Source organism: Pseudodesulfovibrio sp. 5S69, assembly GCF_037094465.1.
GTDB classification, from domain to species: domain Bacteria; phylum Desulfobacterota; class Desulfovibrionia; order Desulfovibrionales; family Desulfovibrionaceae; genus Pseudodesulfovibrio; species Pseudodesulfovibrio methanolicus.
The window spans coordinates 291,662-308,312 of record NZ_CP146609.1 but is presented as its reverse complement, the minus strand read 5'-3'; the positions used below and the strand labels follow the sequence as shown (position 1 = coordinate 308,312).

15 protein-coding genes are annotated in these 16,651 nt (G+C 65.1%); 5 read left to right on the top strand and 10 right to left on the bottom strand.

Features of this window, described 5'->3' with window-relative positions:
* Nucleotides 1-418: 418 nt before the first annotated feature.
* On the top strand, nt 419-1,498 hold the full coding sequence (locus V8V93_RS01445; protein WP_338668590.1) for a tyrosine-type recombinase/integrase: 1,080 nt from the start codon (nt 419-421) through the stop codon (nt 1,496-1,498).
* A 202-nt stretch (nt 1,499-1,700) separates the two neighbouring features.
* Here V8V93_RS01445 and rfaE2 read toward each other — a convergent pair whose 3' ends face one another.
* From rfaE2 to hisS, 7 genes are all read right to left on the bottom strand, one after another.
* Nucleotides 1,701-2,183, bottom strand: a complete 483-nt coding sequence (gene rfaE2 / locus V8V93_RS01440; protein ID WP_338668589.1) for a D-glycero-beta-D-manno-heptose 1-phosphate adenylyltransferase — start codon at nt 2,181-2,183, stop codon at nt 1,701-1,703.
* 1 nt (nt 2,184) lies between these two features.
* Entirely contained in the window at nt 2,185-2,991 is an 807-nt protein-coding gene (locus V8V93_RS01435; protein ID WP_338668588.1) for a YkgJ family cysteine cluster protein, read from the bottom strand.
* 139 nt (nt 2,992-3,130) lie between these two features.
* Nucleotides 3,131-3,970: a DUF116 domain-containing protein gene (locus tag V8V93_RS01430; RefSeq protein ID WP_338668587.1), complete on the bottom strand. Its 840-nt coding sequence runs from the start codon at nt 3,968-3,970 to the stop codon at nt 3,131-3,133.
* The gene (gene fmt, locus V8V93_RS01425) at nt 3,961-4,962 is read right to left on the bottom strand and encodes a methionyl-tRNA formyltransferase (protein WP_338668586.1); all 1,002 of its coding nucleotides are present in this window, start codon (nt 4,960-4,962) and stop codon (nt 3,961-3,963) included. Before fmt ends, V8V93_RS01430 begins: the two co-directional genes overlap by 10 nt.
* Nucleotides 4,950-5,447, bottom strand: a complete 498-nt coding sequence (gene def / locus V8V93_RS01420) for a peptide deformylase (RefSeq protein WP_338668585.1) — start codon at nt 5,445-5,447, stop codon at nt 4,950-4,952. The genes fmt and def overlap by 13 nt, the downstream gene beginning before the upstream one ends.
* A 330-nt stretch (nt 5,448-5,777) precedes the next feature.
* Nucleotides 5,778-7,598 carry an aspartate--tRNA ligase gene (gene aspS / locus V8V93_RS01415; protein WP_338668584.1) on the bottom strand — a complete coding sequence of 607 codons (1,821 nt, stop codon included), beginning with the start codon at nt 7,596-7,598 and terminating at the stop codon, nt 5,778-5,780.
* A gap of 266 nt (nt 7,599-7,864) precedes the next feature.
* Entirely contained in the window at nt 7,865-9,106 is a 1,242-nt protein-coding gene (gene hisS / locus V8V93_RS01410; protein ID WP_338668583.1) for a histidine--tRNA ligase, read from the bottom strand.
* Nucleotides 9,107-9,297: 191 nt separating this feature from the next.
* Between hisS and V8V93_RS01405 the strand changes: the two genes are divergently transcribed.
* The 3 genes from V8V93_RS01405 (at nt 9,298) to V8V93_RS01395 (ending at nt 12,783) form a co-directional block, all read left to right on the top strand.
* Nucleotides 9,298-11,199: a molybdopterin-dependent oxidoreductase gene (locus tag V8V93_RS01405; RefSeq protein ID WP_338668582.1), complete on the top strand. Its 1,902-nt coding sequence runs from the start codon at nt 9,298-9,300 to the stop codon at nt 11,197-11,199.
* Between the two features lie 17 nt (nt 11,200-11,216).
* Nucleotides 11,217-11,408 (top strand): hypothetical protein, encoded by a 192-nt coding sequence (locus tag V8V93_RS01400; protein ID WP_338668581.1) that lies wholly within the window; start codon nt 11,217-11,219, stop codon nt 11,406-11,408.
* A gap of 100 nt (nt 11,409-11,508) precedes the next feature.
* Nucleotides 11,509-12,783 carry a transcription antitermination factor NusB gene (locus tag V8V93_RS01395; RefSeq protein WP_338668580.1) on the top strand — a complete coding sequence of 425 codons (1,275 nt, stop codon included), beginning with the start codon at nt 11,509-11,511 and terminating at the stop codon, nt 12,781-12,783.
* Nucleotides 12,784-12,833: 50 nt separating this feature from the next.
* On the opposite strand, the gene V8V93_RS01390 is transcribed toward V8V93_RS01395, so the two are convergent.
* Nucleotides 12,834-13,415 (bottom strand): hypothetical protein, encoded by a 582-nt coding sequence (locus V8V93_RS01390; protein WP_338668579.1) that lies wholly within the window; start codon nt 13,413-13,415, stop codon nt 12,834-12,836.
* Nucleotides 13,416-13,731: 316 nt separating this feature from the next.
* On the opposite strand from V8V93_RS01390, the gene V8V93_RS01385 reads away from it, so the two are divergent.
* Nucleotides 13,732-14,985, top strand: a complete 1,254-nt coding sequence (locus V8V93_RS01385) for an HD-GYP domain-containing protein (protein WP_338668578.1) — start codon at nt 13,732-13,734, stop codon at nt 14,983-14,985.
* Nucleotides 14,986-14,994: 9 nt separating this feature from the next.
* Here the strand turns inward: V8V93_RS01385 and V8V93_RS01380 are convergent, their stop codons facing one another.
* Together V8V93_RS01380 and V8V93_RS01375 are read right to left on the bottom strand one after the other, a co-directional pair.
* Nucleotides 14,995-15,990: an asparaginase gene (locus V8V93_RS01380; RefSeq protein ID WP_338668577.1), complete on the bottom strand. Its 996-nt coding sequence runs from the start codon at nt 15,988-15,990 to the stop codon at nt 14,995-14,997.
* Between the two features lie 41 nt (nt 15,991-16,031).
* Complete coding sequence (locus V8V93_RS01375; RefSeq protein ID WP_338668576.1) at nt 16,032-16,637, bottom strand: DsbA family oxidoreductase; 606 nt, start codon at nt 16,635-16,637, stop codon at nt 16,032-16,034.
* Between the last annotated feature and the right edge of the window lie 14 nt (nt 16,638-16,651).

The following is a 16,651-nucleotide window of genomic DNA, read 5'->3' as shown; positions in this document are numbered from 1 at the left end:
TTTTTTGGGCGCGAGGTTGCCTGGAGATGTATCGCCTGAGCGATTCATCTCCAGGCAACCGTCCTCCCCGCCCGTCGGCTTGTGGCCGATGGGCAGGGAGGACTTTCGCCCCCTAATGAGCGGCTCATCGAAAAAAGTGAAAATACCCTATCCCGATTCCTTGAGGTCAAAGGTGCCGGTGTGATCAGACTTGAGGGTTGGCCGAGTTGGCGGGCGGTTCGGAGGCCGCCTCATGGGGAACGAAGACAATCCGGAAGGCACATGACTTTTGACACCAATCCGAAGACCCGCGTATTATGCGCCAAGGACGTTGCCGCGTTCTTGGGCAAAAGCGTGGACTGGGTCTACGACCATGCCGAAGACGTCGGCGGCATCAAACGTGGTGGGTCATGGTTCTTTCCGAACGAGGAAGACATCTATGACCGTCTATTTCAAGGCCGGGAAAGGGTACCGGTACGATTTCATGGTAAAGGGCAAACGCTACACCAAGGCGTGGTTCAAGGGGAAACAGGCCGCAAAAACGGCCGAGGTCAAAAGAAGGGAGGAAGTCGAAAAGAAACAGGAACTGGAAGCGACGGGCGACATGGCCTTGCTTGATCTCCTGAACCTGCGGCTGGATTATTTGCTGGACCGTGCGTACTCGGAGTCGCACTACAAGAAGACCAAGCTCGCGGCCCAGCGGTTGCTGGACTACTTCGGCAAGGTGCCGTGTTCCGTCATTACTCGCCTGAAGGCCGACGAATTCCTGATGGCCGTGGTAAAGGAACGGACCCCGGTCGCCGGGAACAACGACCTCAAGGTGCTCCGGGCGGCGTTCTCCTGGGGCATGAAGCGGGGTCAGCGGTTCATTCAGGACAACCCCTTTGCGGGCCTGGAGACGTTCCCCAGCGACAAGCCCAAGGAAAGGAAGAAGACGCCCAAGAGCGACGAATTGGACCGGATGATCGAAGCGGCCCAGCCCAAGCACCGTCCCTACCTGTGGGTGCTGCGGGAAACCTTGGCGCGGAGCATCGAGGTCCACCGGCTCACCTGGAATCGGGTCAACTTCGAGGAACGGTACGTCGAGCTGGAAACGCGCAAGAACAAGAACCGGGAACCGGTGCTGCGCCGGGTGCCGATGACGGACAAGCTGTACGAAGTCCTCTCAAACCTGTACGCCGACCGTGATCCCGGCAAGGAATGGGTGTTCTGGACTCGGAGCTACAACGCCGAGACCGGCAGGATGGAAGAAGGTCCCTACAAGCGTGGCCGATATTCCATGCTCCAGAAACTCTGCCGGGACGCCGGGGTGGATTACTACTCCTTCCACCGCTTCCGGGCATCGGGCGCATCCGTGATGGACAACAACGGGGCCCTGCTCCCGGGCATCCAGCACATCCTTGGCCATGCCGACCGGCGGAGCACGGAAATCTATCTGGAAAAGCTCCGCGACGTGGAACGCGACGCTATGGACGTCTACGAACGGGAAAGCCGCAAGGATGATGACAAAGTCGCCTGACAATTTCACACATGCGGTTTACACACAACGACAAGACGGCTTGTGGGTACTCACCTGCAAGCCGTTGAAAACCAAAGGAAAGACCGAATAGTCACACACAAAGAACGTGACTATTCTTAAGGCACTCGGCCTTAAGCGGGTGCAGGGCAGCGCCCAGCCCGTCGGAGACGCCCGCCCGGCGAGGGCCCGCCGGAGGCTTTCCCTAGCCCCGCACCTTCTCCAGAAACGCCGTCGTGGAGTACCCCTCCAAGAGCGGCAGGCTGTGCACTTCGCCGCCTGCCTTGGTGACGACGTCGGCGCCGACGATCTGTTCGACGGGCCAGTCGCCGCCCTTGACCAGGATCTGGGGGCGGCAGGCCTTGATGAGCTCAAGCGGGGTGGATTCGTGGAAGATGATGATGTGATCCACGCAGGCGAGCCCGGCCAGGACGAAGGCGCGTTCCTCGGCGGTGTTGAGGGGCCGGTCGTCGCCTTTGCCGAGCATCTTGACGGACTCGTCGGAGTTGAGGCCGAGCACGAGGGAGTCGCCCAGGGCGCGGCAGCGCTGGAGCAGGTCCACGTGGCCGGGATGGAGGATGTCGAAGCAGCCGTTGGTGAAGACGAGCCGGTGTCCGGGGGCGAAGGCGCTCTTCCGTTTGAGGAAGGTGCGGATGGACATCAGTTTGGGATTGTCGGGCAGGGGCATGTTATTTTCCTTCGGGCCGGACGCCCTTGCGTCGCATGGGGACGTTTTTGGGCTTGAGCTTGGAGGTATCCTGGAAGAGCACGAGCTCGAACCAATCCATGGCAAAGGACAGGGCCACGTTTTCGTTGGACAGGATGGCCTTCTGGCGTTTCTCGTCCACGTCCACGCGTTCGAAGAGCTGCATCTTCTGGATGAAGCCCTGGAAGTCGTCGATGCGGTACAGAGCGAGGATGGCCATCTGGTTGAGCTTGTCGGAGATGGGGTGGCCGAGCTGGCGGGTGCGCGAGAGGATGTTCATGTACCGGTCGTTGAACGCGGTGTAGTCCTTGAAGCCCTGGTCCTGCTTCCAGGATTCCCCGGTCCATTCGTCCTTTTCGAGGAAGCCCTTGCAGTGGTCCTCCCTGACTATGAAGAACTGTTCGAGCACGCCGCCCTTGCCGTCGGGCCGGGTGGCCCGGCCGAGCGGGTACATGCGGCAGGCGCCGGGCCGGTCGGCGTAGATGCGGCACCCTTCGGGGGTGACGAAGGCGCATGACCGCCGGGCGTTGTCGAGCATCTTGAACTTGAACACCGGGAAGTTGGTGTCCGGCGCGTGGAAGGCCGTGGTGTGCACACGCAGGAAGTCCACGGACGGCATGTCGAGTGCGGCCCGCATGCGCAGGATGTCGTACGGGGTCAGGACCATGTCCAGGTCCGAGCAGCAGGCGTTGAAGCACTCGATGCCGGGATAGCACTTGAAACAGTATGTCTTGCCCGCTTCCAGTTCCGGAAGGGAGTCCAGAAATTCCTTGGTCTCGTCTTGTTGCATGGTGGTTCTCCAGGGGGGTCTTGGTCCCTTTATCCCCGCCGGGGGGCGGCGGGCGTGAGTCCTCGTATCACTTGAAGGAGGGAAAGGCAAAGGAAGGCCGTTCCCCGGCCGCGCACCGACGGCCGGAGCGGAAACGGGGTCACGCCCGGGCGGCCTGGCCCGTGGAAATGGTCCGGCCGTCCTTGGCCTTGTCCGGGTCGATGAAGCGGTCGAGCATTTTCTCGACGATGGGCAGGGAGACCGTAGTGTCGAGGCAGGGGCCGTGGGGCCGCTCGTTGAGCACGCCGTAGACGGGCAGAGGGTAGGTGTCCTGGATGCCGGAGGAGAGGTCGCGGTAGCAGGCCACGGCGATGATCAGCCGGGGCCGCAACTGGACCACGATGCGCCGGGCGACGGTCCCGCCCGTGGCAATGGCCAGGTTCACGCCGTATTTGTCGTGCAGTTCGAGCAGACCGGCCATGGGGCACTTGCCGCAGCGCACGCAGTTGTTGATGTCGTAGGTCAGCCGCCGGTCGCATTTGGAGTTCTGCAGGCAGTGCGGCATGAGCAGGAGGATGTCCCCCGGCGCGTACCGCCCGGCCTCGGCCAGGACCATGTCGTTGTTGACCGAGATGAACGACAGCATAATGTGTTCCTTGGGGATGCCGAAGGCCCGGCCGAGCAGGACCATGAGCGGCAGGAACAGCTTGATGGTCAGCCCCCGGAACCGGCGCGCGCCGAGCAGGGGCTTCTTGGTGATGATGTTCAGGAACAGCCCCCAGTAGGCCACGCAGACCAGGCCGACCAGGCCCAGGACCAGTGCGCCGAGCACCCACTTGGTCGCCGGGTGGATGTTGTCCAACCCCACGTACGGCACCAGCCAGAGCAGGCCGAGCAGCACGCACATGACCAGGCAGGCGATGCTGATCAGGCCGACGAACAGGCGCTTGCGCGCCCGGTGGACGGACCGGGGCTGGTCCAGGGGGGTTCCTACTTGCATTCCTTCATGTACCCGCAGGTGAAGGCCGTGGCGTCCATGCTTTTTTTGCCCTCGGGCTTGATCTCCGGGGTCAGGTATATCTTGTCCGCCGTGGTGATGGCCAGTCTGCCGTCCATCTCGCCCAGCACCGTGCCGGGGGCGATTTGGGGCGTCGACTCCTCGGAGACCTCGCCCGGAGTCACGTGCAGCCGCAGGACCTTGCCCTCGGGGTTGGTCCAGTCGAAGAACGCGCCGGGCCAGGGGTACATGGCCCGGATGCGGTTGTGGATCAACTCGGCGGGCTGGTGCCAGTCGATCTCGCCTTCCTTCTTTTCCAGCTTCTTGGCGTAGGTGGCCAGCGAATCGTCCTGGGGCTTGAGGTCGTAGGCCCCGGTCTGCAGGCGGGCCAGGGCCTCGCAGATGCAGATGCCGCCAAGCCGGGCCAGCTCGTCGTGGATGGTGCCCGCGTGGTCGTTGTGGCCGATGCGCAGGGCTCGCTGGACCATGACCGGGCCGGTGTCCAGCCCGGCCTCCATCTTCATGATCGAGATGCCGGTGACCACGTCGCCGTTCTCGATGGACCGCTGGATCGGGGCCGCGCCGCGCCAGTGGGGCAGGAGCGAAGCGTGGATATTCAGCGGCAGGAGGGCCGGGATGTCGAGCACGGCCTGGGGCAGGATCAGCCCGTAGGCCGCCACCACCAGCACGTCCGGCTCCAGCGCGGCCAACTGGTCGATGTCGGCCTGTTCCTTGAAATTCACCGGCTGATGGACCGGGATGTCGTTTTCCAGCGCCACCCGTTTGACCGCGGACGGCGCGCACTGCCGCCCGCGCCCGCAGGGCCGGTCCGGCTGGGTGTACACGCCGACCACGTGGGCGGCGTCGAACTTGAGCAGTATCGAGAGCGCTTCGGCCGCGAAGTCCGGGGTGCCCATGAAGACCACGCGCAGCGGCTTGAGGGCCACCGCGCCCCAGGATTCGGGCGTGCTCGCGCCGTTGGTTACTTCTTCCATCGCAGGGCCTTCTTTCGGTACATGGCTTTTTTCAGGCGGCCCGCGCGGTCGGCCAGGGTCACGCCGTCCAGGTGGTCGATCTCATGTTGCAGGATGATGGCCAGGAACCCGTCCGTCTCCACGCAGATCTTTTCGCCCACGCGGTTCAGGGCATTGACCTTGACCCGCTCCTTGCGCTTGACCTTGAGGTTCAACTCCGGGCAGCTCAGGCAGCCTTCCTCGGATTCCACCTCGCCGTCGCACTCGACGATCTCCGGGTTGATCAGCACGCGCAGGTCGCCGCGCTCCTTAGGTCCGGTCTGGTCCACGCAGATCAGCCGGATGGACTGGTTCACCTGCGGCGCGGCCAGCCCCACGCCGTCGGACTCGTACATGGTCTCGACCATGTTCTCGATGAGTTCCTCGAGCTCGGGGGTGATCTCGGTAATGGGTTCGGCCTTGGCCTCGAGCACCTCGTCAGGCCAGGTACATATCTCTAATCGCATTGTGGTTGCCTCCGGCGGTCGGGGAAGGGGAGGAAACCCCTTTGAGAAAAGGGTTTCCTCCCTTCCTCGAACCCCATCCCTCTTTTCCTGAACTTTTTATCGCGCCGCAGGGAGTATGGAGGGGAGCGTTTGGTCCCGTTTGCGGCGGAATCGGTCTTGTCTATTAACTCAATAACTACTGAAATTCAAAAGGCCAGTTTCAGTGTGAAACCAGCCGTAATCGGTAGGCTTTTCGCGGCCGACATTTCCCGCGAAGCGGCGCTAAAAAGTTTTGAAGGGAGAGCGCGAGAGGGAAACTTTTTCAAAAGTTTCCCTCTCGCATCTTCGCTTTTACTCTTCTTTCTTCTTCTCGCGCAGCCGGATGCCCAGTTCGCGCAGCTGCTTGCTGGGGACTTCGGACGGGGCCTCGGTCATCAGGCAGGTGGCCTTCTGGGTCTTGGGGAAGGCGATGACGTCGCGGATGGACTTGGAGCCGGTCAGGATCATGATCAGCCGGTCCAGGCCGAACGCGATGCCGCCGTGGGGCGGCGCGCCGAACTTGAGCGCGTCCATGAGGAAGCCGAACTTCTCGCGCGCCTCGTCCTCCTGGATGCCCAGGGCGGCGAACATGGCCTTCTGCTGGTCCTCGGTGTGGATGCGGATGGAGCCGCCGCCGACCTCGTAGCCGTTCATGACCAGGTCGTAGGCGCGGGCGATGGCCTGGCCCGGGTCGTCCTTGAGGACCTGCATCTGCTCGGGCCGAGCCGAGGTGAACGGATGGTGCCGGGCCACGAAGCGCTTCTCGTCCGGGTCCCATTCGAGCAGCGGGAAGTCGGTGATCCAGACGGGCTTGAACTCGCCCTCCCTGATCAGGCCGAACCGTTTGCCCAGTTCGCAGCGCAGGTTGCCGAGCGCCGCGTTGGCGATGTCCGCCGGACCGGCCTGGAAGAACAGGATGTCCCCGGGCTGGCAGCCGGAGCGCTCGCGCAGGGTGGCGATTTCCTCTTCAGAGAAGAACTTGACGATGGGGGACTGCCACTCGCCGTCTTCCTTGACCTTGATCCAGGCCAGACCCTTGGAGCCGTAGATCTCGACGAACTTGGTGTACTCGTCGATCTCCTTGCGGGACAGCTCGGCTCCGCCGGGCACAACCATGACTTTGACCAGCTCGCTGGAGGCGAAGACCTTGAACCCGGAATTCTTGAACACGTCGGTGATGTCGATGTGCTTAAGCTCGAAGCGCAGGTCCGGCTTGTCAACGCCGTAGTCGCGCATGGCGTCGGCAAAGGTCATGCGCGGGAACTCGGCGGGCAGGTCCACACCGATGGTCTCCTTGAAGAGCCGCTTGACCATGCCCTCAGCCATGTCCTGGATCAGCGCCTCGTCCACAAAGGACATCTCGATGTCGATCTGGGTGAACTCGGGCTGGCGGTCGGCGCGCAGATCCTCGTCGCGGAAGCATTTGACGATCTGGAAATAGCGGTCCATGCCCGAGACCATGAGCATCTGCTTGAATAGCTGCGGGGACTGGGGCAGGGCGTAGAACTCGCCCTGGTTGACGCGGCTGGGCACCAGAAAGTCGCGCGCGCCCTCGGGGGTGGACTTGGTCAGCACCGGGGTCTCCACCTCAAGGAAGCCCAGGCCGTCCAGGTAGCGGCGAACCGACTGCGCGGCCTTGTTGCGGATGACGAAATTGCGGGCCAGGGAAGGACGCCGGAGGTCCAGAAAGCGGTACTTGAGGCGCAGGTTCTCGCCCACCTCCACGCGGTCCTCGATGGGGAACGGCGGGGTCTCGGAGGTGTTCAGGAGCTTGTAATCCGTGACCTCGATCTCCACCTCGCCGGTGACCATGTTCGGGTTGGCCATGCCCTCGGGGCGCGGACGGACCTTGCCCTTGACCGCGACCACGTATTCGGGGCGGATGGCGTGGGCGCGCTCGTGTACCTCGGCGTTGTCCTCGGGGTTGAAGACCACCTGGGTCAGCCCCTCGCGGTCGCGCAGATCCAGGAAGATCAGCCCGCCGTGGTCCCGGCGGAACTGGACCCAGCCCATGAGGCAGACGTCCTCGTCCATGTTGGCCGCGGTCAGCTCGTTGTTATGGTGCGTGCGCCGCCAGCCAGCGAGGTCCTCTATGACGCGGAACTCGTCGTAATCTCTCTCTTGTTCGGACATTCTCTCTCCGGTATCTCGTATTTAGTGCCTCCGGCACCCCTTGCGGGGGGCTTGCCTCCGGCGGCTTAAGAAACCTTTTGAAAAAGGTTTCTTAAGAATCTTCCAAAACTTTTTGTCGCGCCTTCGGCGGGCGGTGTTCGCCGTCTGAAGGCTCGGGCACAACCCTGCGGCGGAGCCGCGCACGGGATTCCAAAGGCCCTCGGCCTTTGGCCGCCGGAGGCGAAGTCACCCGACCCCGCCGCGCAGCGGCATTCAAATCTCTTTCTCTACAAACTCGCCAGGTACAGCTTGCGGTCCAGGGTTTCCTGTTCCCGGTCGCCGACCATGTCCTTGACCGTGACGGTCTGGTTGGCCAATTCGCTCCCGCCCAGGATCAGGCAGGTCTTGGCGCCGGACTTGTTGGCCGCGCGCATGCGGGACTTCATGGACCCGCCCGAGAAGCTGACCTCGCCGGTCAGCCCCTTGTCGCGCAGGGCCTGGGCAAAGAGCATGGCATCGACCGCGGCCTCCTGGTCGACCACGGCCAGGTAGAAGTCCGGAGCATCGACCGGCACGTCGCCCAGGAGCAGGGCGAGCCGCTCCATGCCGCAGGCGAAGCCGGTGCCGGGGCAATCCGGGCCGCCGAGGTTCCTGACCAGGCCGTCGTACCGGCCGCCGCCCGCCACCGCGGTCTGGGAGCCGATGTCATTGCTGGTCACCTCGAAGCAGGTGCGCACGTAGTAGTCCAGGCCGCGCACCATGCGGGGATTGAGCACGTAGTCCACGTTCGCGCCGTCCAGGACCGCCCGCACGTCGGCGAAGTGGGCCTGGCAGTCCGGGCAGAGGTGGTCGGTGATGACCGGGGCGTCCTCGACCAGCGCCTTGCAGGTGGGCACCTTGCAGTCGAGCACGCGCAACGGGTTGGTCTCCATGCGCCGCCGGCAGTCCTCGCAGAAATTCGACTTGTCCTTGGAGTGGTAGTAGTCCACCAGAGCCTGCTTGTAGGCCGGGCGGCAGTCGTGGCAGCCCAAGGAGTTGATCTCGATGGTCAGCTTGGTCAGCCCGATGGCGTTGAGGAACGCCTTGAGCATGAGGATCAGCTCGGCGTCGGCCTGGGGCTCGTCCGCCCCGAAAATCTCGGCGTCGATCTGGTGGAACTGGCGCTGGCGGCCCTTCTGCGGGCGCTCATACCGGAACATGGGACCGAAGGTGAAGAATTTCGAGATGTTGCCCGGCTGGTGAAGCTTGGACTCGATGAACGCACGGACAACGCCCGCCGTGGCCTCGGGGCGCATGGTCAGGGACCGGTCCTTGCGGTCCGGGAAGGTGAACATCTCCTTGCCGACCACGTCGGTGTCCTCGCCGATGGACTTCTGGAACAGCTCGGTCTTTTCCAGGATGGGCGTGCGCAATTCGCCGAAACCGTAACGCGAAAAGACCTCGCGGGCGCAGCTTTCCATGAAGGTGTACTTGGCGGCCTCATCGGAGAAGAGGTCCGCGAATCCCTTTATTTTTTGTACTTTCGCCATGTCGCGTTCAATATCCTTAAATAGATGTAGGGTCGCTGGAACCGAATCTGGTTAGACCAAACGCGTATGATTGTCAAAAAGAGTGTGGGCGCGGCGCGGCCGGGCAGGAGAGCGGCGCTGGCCCCCCTTCGGTTCTTTTGATTTGACCTCGCCCGTCGAATTCTCCACTCTCCGGGCCAGGGGGAATACGCATGAAGACCGTCACGGCCTGCACCATGGATTGCGGCGACGCCTGTTCGCTGCTGGTCGACGCCGCCAAGAGAACCGTCCGGGGCAACCCGAAGCACCCGTTCACCAAGGGGTTCTGCTGCAAGAAGGGCAGCCGCTACTTCGAGCGGTTGGATTCGGACGAGCGCATCACCGAGCCGCTCGTCCGGCGCGGGGGCGGCTTTGCGCCCGCGACCTGGGACGAGGCCCTCGGCCTGATCGCCGAAAAGCTCGACGCGGCCAGGGGGGTGCCCGAGTCCATCCTGCACGTCCACGGCCACGGCTACCGGGGCATCCTCGGCGCGGCCAGCACCAATTTCTTCGAGCGGCTGGGTGCGTCCACGACCTACGGCTGCGTGTGCGACGACACCGGCATCGAGGCCTGCCTGCGCGACTTCGGCGTGCTCGATCACAACGACCCCGAGGACATCCTGAACAGCGACCGGGTGGTCAACTGGGGCCGCGACATGACCCGCTGCTCCGTGCACCAGTTGGCCCTCCTGAAGCGGGCCCGCAGGAACGGCACCGAGGTCCTGACCATCTCCCCCGGCGGGGACGGCACGCCCGATTTTTCGGACGTCAACGTCGTGATCCGGCCGGGTACGGACCGCTTCCTGGCCGCCGCCGTGCTCAAGCTCTTTCTCGAGGCGGGCGACCTCAACCCGTGGGTCCTGACCCGGACCGCCAACTGGCCCGCCCTGCGCGGGCTGGTGGACGGCCTGCGGTTCCGGGAGCTGTGCGCGGCCTGCGAGGTCCCGCCCCCGGACGCGGAGATGGTCTATGAGTGGTACGCGGACCGGGGCAACGTGGCCACGGTCATCGGCTGGGGGTTGCAGCGCCACCTGTTCGGCGGGGAGAACGTCCGCTTCATCAACGCCGTGGCCATGGTCTCCGGCAACGTCGGGGTCAGCGGCGGCGGCTCCTATTTCAACATCTCCTCGGCCCGCAACTTCGGCTCCTGGGCCCACCTGATCGAGGGCGGTGCCAAGCCCGGCAAGCGGCGCGAACTGCTCCTCCAGGACCTGGGCGCGGAGCTGCGCCGGGCCGATCCGCCGGTGGAATTCGTCTGGATCGACGGCCACAACGTGGTTAATCAGGTGCCGGACAGCCTGGCCGTGGCCGACGCGCTGGCCGCGCCGTTCACCGTGGTGGTGGACGGGGTCATGAACGACACGGCCATGCGGGCCGACGTCGTCCTGCCGCCCGCGTTCATGTTCGAGCGCCTCGACGTGCTCGGCTCCTTCGTGCACAACTACGTCAACCTCTGCGCCCCGGCGCTGGCCCCGCGCGGCCTGGCGCGGCCGGACTTCGACATCCTGGCCGACCTGGGCTCCCGGCTGCGCGAGCCCGTCCGCCTCCCGGACGAGGAGGCCTGCCTGCGCGAGGGGCTGAGGCGCTCGGCCGTGTCCCTGGACGAACTGCGCGAGAACGGTTTCGCCAAGGTCAACCATCCCTTCGTGGCCTTCGAGGATTTGGTCTTCGGCCACCCGGACGGGCTGTACCGCTTCCCGGAGGCGCTGCATGCCGAGCCCCAACGGGACCCGGACTACCCCCTGCAACTGCTGACCCTGGTGCGCGGCGAATACGAGCACACGCAGATTCCCGAAAAAGAGCAGCGCGGCGTGCCCACGGTCTGGATTTCCAAGGCCAATCCGGCGTATGGTGTCCTTGATCCGGCCATGGACGTATATCTGGCCACCGACCTCGGGGCCTTGCAGGTCCGGGTGGAGACCGTGGACGGCCTGCACCCCCGGGCCGTGATCATGCGCCGGGGCGGATGGATGAAGTACGGCCACGGGGCCAACGCCATCATCCGTCCGATGAATACGGACATGGCCTTCGGCACGGCCTACTACAGCCAGACGTGTCGCCTGGAAAACCGCTAACAGGAAAGGATACCCAAATGAAAATGTTGAAGAAAATACTGACCGTCGCCTGCCTGCTCGCCGTTTTGACCGTGGCCTTCGGGTGCAGCGAGGAAGGACCCATGGAAAAGGCGGGCAAGAAGATCGACAAGGCCGCCCAGGAAGCGGGCCAGCAGATGGACAAGGCCGCCGAGGACGCGGGCAACGCCGCCAAGAAGGTCTTCGAGTAGCGGCCCGGCCGCTCCCGGAAGCGGGCAGTGCGGAGTTTGTCACGCCGATGTCGTTTCGTGCCACTTGCCAACCCGTGACCGGGAGGGTAATTAGGCATATATGCAAGCACGTTCATCCAAGCCCTTGCCCGCGGCGCGGCGGGTGGCGCTCGAAGCCCTGTTCCGCTGTCTCATGAACCGGCAGGACATCCAGGCCGCCCTGGACGCGTCCCTGTCCTCCGGCGTGGACGACCCGCGCGACGTGGGGTTGGCCACGGAACTCGGTTACGGCTACCTCCGGCTCAAGGGACGCATCGAATACGTCCTGTCCCGGTTCCTCCAGGACCCCGGCAAGCTCAACCCCAAGATGCGGTTGGCCATGGGCGTGGCCGCCTACGAGATCCTCTTCCTGGACAAGGTCCCGGCCTACGCCTCGGTGGACTGGGCCGTGGAGTTCTCCAAATCCAAGCCGGGCGCGCGCCTGGCCGGGCTGTTCAACGCCGTGCTCCGCCGGGTGTCCGAACTGGGCGAAGACGCCCACGACCCCGATTTTTTCCGCAAGGACGCCTCCCTGCCCGAGTTCCTGTCGCGCTGGTACTCCTGCCCCCAGTGGCTGGTGGACCTGTGGTGGCGCGAGTACGGGGAGAAGACGGCCACGGACTACCTTGAGGCCCAGATCAGGCCCCCGGCGCTCGGCTTCAACCTCTTCGGCCACCCCGAGGCGGACGCCCTGTACGCCGAGATCGCGGGCTGGTCCGAGCTGATCGACATCGAAGGCATGAGCTTCGCCCTGCCCGCGGGCACCGCTTTCGAGGGCGAGCCTGACCCGCCCCTGGCCCGGCAGTCGTTCGCCGCGCGCCAGGCGGTTGAGGCCCTGGACCCGGAGATATGGGACGGCCCGGTCTGGGACGCCTGCGCCGGACGCGGGGGCAAGACCCGCATCCTGTTGGAAAAGGGGCTCGACGTGTTCGCCTCGGACCCGCACCGTGGCCGGTTGGCGGCCCTTGAGCGCGAGCTGCACGGGGTGGAGGTCTTCGAGGCCAACGCGGCCACGGCCGAGCCGCCGCGCGTACCCGGCTCCATCCTCCTGGACATGCCGTGCTCCGGCCTGGGCGTGCTCTCGCGCCGCCCCGACACCAAGTGGAAGCGCAAACCAGCCGACCTGGGCGACCTGACCCTGCTTCAGCGGGAGATTCTGGACAACGCCCTGGCCCAGGTGAAGCCCGGCGGACGCATCGCGGTCATCACCTGCACCCTGAATCCCGAGGAGAACCAGGGGCTGGTCGCCCGGTTTGCCGAGGACAACGATCGGGTGTCCGTGGAGCGCGAGTGGACCACGCCGTCCGACTCGCCGCTGAACGAGTTCTTCTACGCCGCCTCCCTCACCGTGAAGTAATTCCCGGCGCGCGGCCCGATCGTGGGCCGCGCGCCTTTTTTCCCATTTCGTCAGCCGCCGAGCTTGGCCCCCAGCCACGAGGCCGGGTCCACGGACTCGGGCACGCCCTCGCGGGCGTCCACGCCGCGCGCCTCGGCCAGTTTTTCCTGGTAGGTCTTCCAGCAGGCCTGGGCCAGGGATGTGGACCCGGACAAGGGGTAGGCCAGGGTCGCGGCCAGCCGCGCGGACAATGCCTCGGACAACAGGGCGTCGTACTTTTTGGGGTCGGTCTCGCGGCGCACGTAGGCGATGAAGAGGGGGGCCTCTTCGTCGCACAGGATGACCCCGGACTGGATCTCCCAGTCCGCGACCTCCCCGCCGTCCGCGCCGGTGACGGCGATGATCCGCAGAAAGTCCGTGGGCAGCACGTAGCGGCAGGCCCATTTCCACAGGGGGGCCGAGGCTCCGGCGGCCAGTTCGGCCTGGGCCATGGCGCAGTTCCAGGGGTGCGCGCGCAGGACCGCGTCGCGCACCGCGGGCCAGCGGTGATTGCACAGTCCGGCGGCCTTGGAGACGTCGCCCAGGGACATGATCGCGTCCTCTCCCAGATCCAGCAGGGCGTTGTTGCAGATTTCGATCACACTCGTTGCCATATGCGTGTTCCTCGCTTTGCTAGGGTTGCGGGCATCCCGGCGGGCACAGCGTACCACGGGTTTTCCGGGCACCCCTCCTCCGGGAACGAATGACAAGGAAAAGCGTTTGATCGGCAGGAAAAATCAACTTGACACGGTTGCCTGTCTGGACCCGCCGGCGGGGAAATCGCGGGGCCTGTTGTTGACAACATATTACCGGTATGTTTTCCCTGACCGCGCGCGGAAAATAATTGGCAATGCCCGGGCAACGATGGATGCTTTTCCGGGCCCCGCGGCAACATCGCAACGCAGTTCGCTTACAATGGTGTGATTCCACATGGAAGACGTTTCCCTTATCGACATCGCCTGCGGCATCTCGTCCGCCTTGGACTACATCTCTCCCACGGTGACCGGGCATCACCGGCGTGTGGGGCTGGCTTCCACCGTCCTGGGCAGCCACGTGGGCATTCGGCCCTCTTCCCTGGTGGACCTGCTTCTGGCCGGGCTGCTTCACGACATCGGGGCCTTTTCCATGGACCTGGCCCTGGACGGGTTGAGCTTCGACGCCGACCTGGAGGAGCACGCCGTGGTCGGTTACCGGCTGCTCCGGGACCATCCCTTCCTGGAGCGCGCCTCGCGCATTGTCCTGTACCACCACACCAGTTGGAAGGACCTGCGGGTCATCCGCCAGGAGGGCGACCGCGAGACCCTGCTGTTGGCCAACATCGTCAACCTGGCCGACCGGGTGGATATTCTGCGCCGGGTGGGCACCGAGGGGAGGCAGCGCGAGGAGGTGGAACAGGCTGTGGCCGGGTTCACCTCGGACCTCTACGCCCAGGAGCTGCCCGTGGCCTTTCGGGAACTCGCCCAGGGCGGCGTGTTCTGGCCCCTGGTGGAGGAGTTGGACCAGCCGGTGCGGGAGATGCTCTCCAAGGACCTCCTGGACGTGCGCATCTCCCCGGATCAGCTCATAGATTTTTCGGGCTTCTTCACCAGGATCATCGACTTCCGGAGCCGCCACACGGCCACCCACTCGGCGGGCGTGGCCGAGAGCGCGGTCCAACTGGCCCGGCTGGCGGGCATGGACGAGCGGGAACAGAAGGCCATGCGGTTGGCCGGCAACCTGCACGACATCGGCAAGCTGGCCGTGCCCACCTCCCTGCTCGACAAGCAGGGCGCCCTGGACGAGGACGAGTACGTCAAGGTCAAGGACCACGCCACGGTCAGCGCCGAGGTCCTGCGTTCCATACCGGGCCTGGGCGAGGTGGCCGACTGGGCCGCCCAGCATCACGAGCGCCTGAACGGCAAGGGGTATCCCCTGGGATTGACGGGAAAGGAGCTTTCGCTGGGCTCCCGGATCATGCAGGTGGCGGACGTGCACACGGCCATCACCGAGGACCGTCCCTACCGCAAGGGCATGACCCGCGAGCGGACCGTGGCCGTGCTCCGCTCCATGGCGGACAACGGCTTCCTGGACGCGGACATCGTCAACCTGGTCATCGAGAACCACGACCGCCTGGACGCGGTCCGGACCATAGTCCAGAGCCGCGCCCTGTCCGAATTCCGGCGCTTTACCGAAGCCAACGGCTAGCCGCCGGGCCTACGCCTCTTCGAATATTTTCCGGATTTCGTCCGGGTCCGCGGTCAGCCCCAGGGCGCACATGAGTCGGATGCGGGCCTTGGGTCCGCCCAGCCTGCCGCACAGGATGACGCCCCTGGCGTGCAGGTCGGCCCCGCCGCCGGGATAGCCGTACACGGGCCAGACCCCGCCCTCGATGCAGCGGGTGGCCAGGACCACGGGCAGCCCCTTCTCCAGGCACGCCTCGATCCCTTCGACCATGGCCGGAGGCACGTTTCCGGCGCCGAACCCTTCGATGACAACCCCCTTTGCTCCCTCGCTTATTGCATGATCGAGAGGTTTCCGGTCAATTCCCGTATACGCGGTGATGAGCGGGACGTTGGTCTCGATGCCCGAGGGCGCGAACTTGCGCCGGGGGGTGGGGGTGGACCGGGGCCTCGCCAGGAGCACGGACTCCCCGGCCACGTAACCGACGATCCCGGCCTCGCGGGATTCGAAGGCGTCCACGTTCAGCGAGTTGACCTTGACCGCCTCACGGGCGGCGAAGATGCGGTCGGTCATCAGGATGCACGCCCCCACGCCGGGAGGCAGGGGGAGCAGGCAGGCGCGCACGGTGTTGGCCAGGTTGCGGATCCCGTCGTAGCCCGCCTCGGAGTAGTAGCGCATGGACCCGGTCAGGATGACCGGCTTGTCCGAGTGGATGACCAGGTCGCACATGTAGGCGGTCTCCACCAGGGTGTCCGTGCCGTGCAGGACCACGGCCCCGAGCACGGACTCCTCCTTGAGCACCGCCTCCACGTCGCGGGCCAGCCGGAACATATCCTCCGGGGTCATGTGCGGGCTCGGCTTGTCGGACCAGAGCACGGGGCGCAGGGTCACGTCCGCCTCCTGGGGCGAGAGCTGGCTGAGCAGCCCGTCGAAGTTGCCGCCGGGAGCCACGCCTTCCTTGCCTTCGACCGGGGACATACCGATGGTTCCACCGGTGAAGAAAATCACTATTTCAGCCTGTTGCGTCATGTTGTTTCTTTTTGTTGCGGTTTGTTGCGGTCGGTTGTGGTTCAGGCCGTCTTCAGGGCCGCCTCAAAGGCCCGGCGCAGCACGGCCTCGTCCACAGCTCCGGTGATGCGCGGCTGCCCCTCGACAATGAACGTGGGCAGGGCGGTCACTCCGGCCTCCTTGGCCTGCCTGGAGCCGTCCGCCACGCGGGCGGCGAAGCGGTGGTCGGCCAGGGCCGCCTTCAGCGGCCCCGTGTCGAGGCCGGTCCGGGCGGCCACATCCAGGACCACTTCGAGGTCGCCGATATCCCTTCCATCACTAAACCCGGCCCGGAACATGCGCCCGTGGAAATCGTGGTAGCGCCCCGCGTCGCGCGCGAACTCGGCGGCCTCCAGGGCGAGGCGGGAGTTGTACAGCCGTTCGGCGCGGGCAAAGTGAATGCCGTACGGCTCGCCCCGCTGGTTGCAGGTCATGATCACCTGGTCCAGGTCGAAGCGGTCCACCAGATCGTCCAGGGGGCGTCCCTGTGGCGGTGTCTCCGGGTGCAGTTCGTGGGGCACCCAGGTATCGCGGAGGTCGAAGTCCCGTCTGAGGCGGTCGATGATGCCCGAGCCGACGAAGCAGAAGGGGCAGACGAAATCGGAGAAAATGGTCACGTTGAGGGGCATGGATGGTCCTTGAG

What these genes read in the sequence shown, in the direction of transcription:
- V8V93_RS01445 (WP_338668590.1), top strand. Translation starts at nt 419, where the DNA reads ATGACCGTCTATTTCAAGGCCGGGAAAGGGTACCGGTACGATTTCATG.
- rfaE2 (WP_338668589.1), bottom strand. Translation starts at nt 2,183, where the DNA reads ATGCCCCTGCCCGACAATCCCAAACTGATGTCCATCCGCACCTTCCTC.
- V8V93_RS01435 (WP_338668588.1), bottom strand. Translation starts at nt 2,991, where the DNA reads ATGCAACAAGACGAGACCAAGGAATTTCTGGACTCCCTTCCGGAACTG.
- V8V93_RS01430 (WP_338668587.1), bottom strand. Translation starts at nt 3,970, where the DNA reads ATGCAAGTAGGAACCCCCCTGGACCAGCCCCGGTCCGTCCACCGGGCG.
- fmt (WP_338668586.1), bottom strand. Translation starts at nt 4,962, where the DNA reads ATGGAAGAAGTAACCAACGGCGCGAGCACGCCCGAATCCTGGGGCGCG.
- def (WP_338668585.1), bottom strand. Translation starts at nt 5,447, where the DNA reads ATGCGATTAGAGATATGTACCTGGCCTGACGAGGTGCTCGAGGCCAAG.
- aspS (WP_338668584.1), bottom strand. Translation starts at nt 7,598, where the DNA reads ATGTCCGAACAAGAGAGAGATTACGACGAGTTCCGCGTCATAGAGGAC.
- hisS (WP_338668583.1), bottom strand. Translation starts at nt 9,106, where the DNA reads ATGGCGAAAGTACAAAAAATAAAGGGATTCGCGGACCTCTTCTCCGAT.
- V8V93_RS01405 (WP_338668582.1), top strand. Translation starts at nt 9,298, where the DNA reads ATGAAGACCGTCACGGCCTGCACCATGGATTGCGGCGACGCCTGTTCG.
- V8V93_RS01400 (WP_338668581.1), top strand. Translation starts at nt 11,217, where the DNA reads ATGAAAATGTTGAAGAAAATACTGACCGTCGCCTGCCTGCTCGCCGTT.
- V8V93_RS01395 (WP_338668580.1), top strand. Translation starts at nt 11,509, where the DNA reads ATGCAAGCACGTTCATCCAAGCCCTTGCCCGCGGCGCGGCGGGTGGCG.
- V8V93_RS01390 (WP_338668579.1), bottom strand. Translation starts at nt 13,415, where the DNA reads ATGGCAACGAGTGTGATCGAAATCTGCAACAACGCCCTGCTGGATCTG.
- V8V93_RS01385 (WP_338668578.1), top strand. Translation starts at nt 13,732, where the DNA reads ATGGAAGACGTTTCCCTTATCGACATCGCCTGCGGCATCTCGTCCGCC.
- V8V93_RS01380 (WP_338668577.1), bottom strand. Translation starts at nt 15,990, where the DNA reads ATGACGCAACAGGCTGAAATAGTGATTTTCTTCACCGGTGGAACCATC.
- V8V93_RS01375 (WP_338668576.1), bottom strand. Translation starts at nt 16,637, where the DNA reads ATGCCCCTCAACGTGACCATTTTCTCCGATTTCGTCTGCCCCTTCTGC.